The sequence below is a fragment of the Campylobacter sp. B0100352/1 genome (assembly GCF_020135855.1).
GTDB lineage: Bacteria > Campylobacterota > Campylobacteria > Campylobacterales > Campylobacteraceae > Campylobacter_D > Campylobacter_D taeniopygiae.
Window position 1 is genome coordinate 1 of sequence record NZ_JACHTP010000038.1, and the last position, 4,576, is coordinate 4,576.

Genomic DNA, 4,576 nt, shown 5'->3' on the forward strand with positions numbered 1-4,576 from the left:
CACAGTTAAAAAGCTCATTGAAGCAGGAGCTAATGTGAATGTTTTTGATCATTTTGGAAATTCTGCTCTTGATCTTATAGGCAATAAAAGTGAAACCATAAAAAAATACCTTCTTAAAGCAGGAGCTAAAAGTTCTTTAGAGCTTTTAGGCAGTGAAGAAAAACTTGAAGAATTTAAAAATGAAATGTGGGATAAAGGAGAAATACAAGATAAAATAAAAAAAGAACGCAAAAAGCAACTTAAGGAAAACTATCTTGCTATCTTAGAAAAAACTCCTTTGATTTTTAGAATAAGTATAGAAGTTACTGAGGAATAAAAATGAGTCCTATTCATACAGGAAATATAAAATTGATACTGTGCGAGGAGGCGCATTTTTATATAGACTATGAAGAAGATGAGATTGAAAATATCCCCATCATAGGAGCTAAGGTAAAAATATATGATAAAGATAAAAAGAAACTCCTGTATGATAATACTGCTAATAATAAAGGAGAGGTAGAATTTTCCAATGATGAGATTAAAGATGATGTGTTAAGTTTTTATATAGAATTAGAGCATCCTGATTTCAAGAAAGAACCTATAGGAGGGCATGTTATTGTAAGAAGTCTAGGCGAACAAGAATATCCTATTTACTTTAGAAGAATTAAACTAAGATTAAAACATGCTCCTTTTGAAAAATTGCCAACTCCTGAAGAATTTAAAAGAGCCCTTGAAGTAAGTGATGAAAAAAGAGAACATTATCAAACAGAGGATGGAGAATTAAGCAATGATTGGAATAGTTTAAAAACCAAAGCAGAGGAACTTTTAGCAAGAAATGAAGCCATCATAGAAAAAACTTATGGTGAGGAAATGAAAAAAGCCAATGAGCAATTGCAACGAGCTATAACTAAAGAAGAGAAAGATGAGATTAGTAAAAAAATAGGGAAAATCAAAGCAGATAAAGCGGCAAAATGGGGTAGACACAATAAACAAAAGAAAAGGTTTGAAAAACTAGTAAAAGAACATGAAGTTCCAAATAGTAAAACAGACAACACCAAAAGACTTAAAAATTTCATCAATAAAAGTGCAGGAGCTGACTATGCTGAATGGGTTACTTCTCTTGCTCTTTTAAGACATGCTCCTCATCTTTGTCATCAAAGAATTAATGCAGATGGTGTTTTTAAAGAAGATGGAATTCGTAGTGGAAAGGGTAGCGATCCTGACTTTCTTATCACACTTGAAGATAAAAAAAGAATGATAGTAGAGGTTAAAAACTATGGTTATAGCAGTGCTTTAAATTTAACCAATCAAATTTCTTATCAATTAAAATGTGTAAGATTATATGGAATGGATTATGCTATAGCTTGTAATAGAAGCACAGAAATAACCGATTATGGAAATAATTATAATTCTGTTTTTGCAAAACCAAACAGCCAAGCAGAAATTAAGGCTAGATCAGAAGCAAGGGCTAAGGCTAAAGAAGAATTTAAATATTCTTTAGATTTTAATAAAAAACGTTTCGATAAGTCAAAAGTTCGAACAGAAAATCCTTTACTGGAAGAAGCTAACAAACTTCTAAAAGATGAAGGGAAAGGTTTAAGATCTGCACTTATAAGAATGTATCAAGAAGCTTTGCAAGGATCGCCTATTTGGGTTTTTATTAAAAGACTTAATTTTAGAAGTAATTTAGGAAAAATCAATGGAGAAGATTTTGATCTGGATAAACATTTTGTGAATTTTTATGCTAATTTGCATGTTCAAGATAGAAAAGCACTTCATGATGAATTGCAAGTTATTTTAGAACCTTAGGAAAACAGTAAAAAATAATCGTAGCAATAAAATCTAATAATTTAAAAGCAAGGATCAAATAGGATAGAGGTAGCCAATAAAGAAAGAAAACAATGTTTTTATCCTTATGAATGCGATGCTTATACTTATTGTTGGGATAAACAAAGAAATTTGTGTCATCATGAAAATATTTTTAATATCGCAAGATTAAATCAAGATAAGAAATTTAATCTTTATAGACAAAATATTATTAATTTTTCAGATATTAAAGATTTATCTATTTTTAATGCGCAGCAGCAAATTCAAATCAAAGCTTGTTTAAATCAAGAAATCATCATAAATAAAGATAAAATCAAAGCTTTTTTAGCGACGCTAAGTTATCCCGTGTATCATTTGGACTTTGAAACTTTTTCTCAAGCTATCCCAGAATTTAAAGGAGTTAGGCCATATGAGCAAATTCCTTTTCAATTTTCTTTACATATTGATAATAAGGATAAATTAGAGCATAGGGAATTTTTATCTCAATGCGGAGTCGATCCTAGGGAGCAGTTGGTTAAAAATTTGATCGCTTATATACCAAAAGATGTATGCGTTCTTGCTTATAATGCAAGTTTTGAAAAAGGAGTTATAAGAAAATTAGCGGATTTATATCCTGAATTTAGGGAGCATTTATTAAATATAGAAAGCAATATTAAAGACTTGATGATACCTTTTCAAAATAAAGATTATTATCATTATAAAATGCAAGGGAGCTATTCTATAAAAATGGTTTTACCCGCTTTAATTCCACAAATGGAACAAGCTTATAAAAATTTGTCTTTAATCCACAATGGAGGCGAAGCGATGCAGAGCTTTGAATCGATGAAAAACATGGATGAATTAACTCAAAATCAATACCGAAAGGCTTTGCTTGAGTATTGCAAACTTGATACTTTAGCAATGGTAAAAATTTTACAGCATTTAGAAGAGCTTGTAAAATAAGATTTTAAATTTATTTTTTTAAATATGCCTTTAAAATATTTTCAAGTTTGGTTTTTAATTTTATAGGAGAGATGATTTTTATATAAGGGATCCACTGTTTGACCAAATTTAAAATTTCATTTGTTTATTAAAGATTTTATCAATTTTATTTTCTAAAGTATCTATTTTCATGGCAATTTCATTAACATTGTGCGACATTTCAGAAATAATATCTTTATGATCATCACTCCAGTAAATATTTTCTTCTTCTGTTTGCTTATACCATTTTTTTAAGTTTAATTCCAACATAGCCTATCTTAAAATAAAAGGTAGCATTTTTTCTCCTTGAACTAAAATTACAAGGAAAGTATAAAATACTCTTGCGACAGGTTATGTCATGAAATTTTTATTTTTTATTTTTTTTGATACAACCTTTCATATTTTTTCATTAAAATACTTATTAAAGGAGGATTTATGTTATCGGTAATTTTATTTTTAATCGTGGGTTTTGTTAGTTTTATCCTAATAGGAGTTTTTCGGGTGTTACTTCTTGCTTTTGTGTTGATAGTATTTTTTATAAATAATAGATATGGATTTTTAAATTTTACAGGTATTTTGTTTTTGCTAGCAGTTATTGCATAGTTGATTAAACAATATAAAAATAAATTATAGGGCAATATCAAAAAAATTATTCAATACTTAAAAAATGAATTCATAATATCATCATTTATTTTAAAAAATTTATAATGTAAAATACATTTTTTTAACAATATTTATTTAATAATAATTAAATTATTTAAATTTATTTCCTGCAAATACATAAATTTTCAATATAAAAAATATTTTTTATTTTTATCATTACAAATTTTTATTATTAAATGTAATAATTATTACTATATAATTGCAATTTTTATTTTAATTACAAAAGGAGAATATGTGAGAAGTTTAAAAATTAAGTTTTCACTCATTACAAACGTAATATCTATTACAATACTAATCGTTTTGGGAATAGCTACTTATTTATTTGTAAGCAAGTTGATACATGAAGAAGTTTTAAGAAATGAGCATAATTATATAAAAATGGCAAAGAATTCTATTACATTTTTTAATGAAAAAAATTTAAAAACTCTTAAAGGTTATGCAAAAAATATTTTAGAACTTCCTTATGAAAAAATAAATAATCAACAAGTTTTAATGGAAAATATAGGTGAAGAACTTAAACTTTTAAGGGATGCTGGAGGATTTTTGGCAGTTTATATTGCTCAACCTAATGGAGAATTAATTGTTTCTGATACTGATTCTGATTCTAAAGGGTTAGATTTTGGTATTTATGGAAAAGCAGATAATTATGATGCAAGAACAAAAGAATATTATCAAGAAGCTTTAAAAACAAATGATGTATATGTAACATCCTCATATATCTATGCTACTTCTAAACTTCCTTGTTTTACCTACTCTAAAGCCCTATACAAAGATGGTAAATTTATTGGAGTTTTAGCAATTGATGTTTTAACTAAAGATTTACAACAAGAGTATGAGGCAAATCCTGGAAGAACTTTTGCATTTGATAAAAACAATAAAATTTTTGCAGCGACAGATAAATTTCAATTATCGCAAGAATACGATGCCTCTCATATTACAATTCCTGCTAAAGAAAAAGCAGATTTTGAACCTTTTGAATACACAAGAAAAAAAGACGGTTCTCGCGGACTTGCAATGTGCGTTAAAGTAGGAGAAAATAGGGTTTGTACCGGCCAATCAATTAGTAAAATTGAGGAACCTATTAATAAAATGAATTATATTCAAATTATAATTATATCAATTGCTATTATAATTAATTTTGTACTAA

At 27.4% G+C, this 4,576-nt stretch carries 4 protein-coding genes and 1 pseudogene; 4 read left to right on the forward strand and 1 reads right to left on the reverse strand.

Annotated elements, in window-relative coordinates:
* From H2279_RS08090 to H2279_RS08100, 3 genes and pseudogenes are all read left to right on the forward strand, one after another.
* Window positions 1-316 (forward strand): annotated as a pseudogene (locus H2279_RS08090) (ankyrin repeat domain-containing protein); the annotation flags it as partial.
* 2 nt (window positions 317-318) lie between these two features.
* A complete protein-coding gene (locus tag H2279_RS08095) occupies window positions 319-1,788 on the forward strand; it encodes a hypothetical protein (RefSeq protein WP_337196218.1) in 1,470 nt (489 codons plus the stop codon).
* A 150-nt stretch (window positions 1,789-1,938) separates the two neighbouring features.
* Entirely contained in the window at window positions 1,939-2,748 is an 810-nt protein-coding gene (locus H2279_RS08100) for a DUF2779 domain-containing protein (RefSeq protein WP_337196219.1), read from the forward strand.
* 108 nt (window positions 2,749-2,856) lie between these two features.
* On the opposite strand, the gene H2279_RS08110 is transcribed toward H2279_RS08100, so the two are convergent.
* The gene (locus H2279_RS08110) at window positions 2,857-3,036 is read right to left on the reverse strand and encodes a hypothetical protein (RefSeq protein ID WP_337196220.1); all 180 of its coding nucleotides are present in this window, start codon (window positions 3,034-3,036) and stop codon (window positions 2,857-2,859) included.
* Window positions 3,037-3,663: 627 nt separating this feature from the next.
* On the opposite strand from H2279_RS08110, the gene H2279_RS08115 reads away from it, so the two are divergent.
* The coding region (locus tag H2279_RS08115) for a PDC sensor domain-containing protein (protein ID WP_337196221.1) at window positions 3,664-4,576 on the forward strand (913 nt) is incomplete at its 3' end.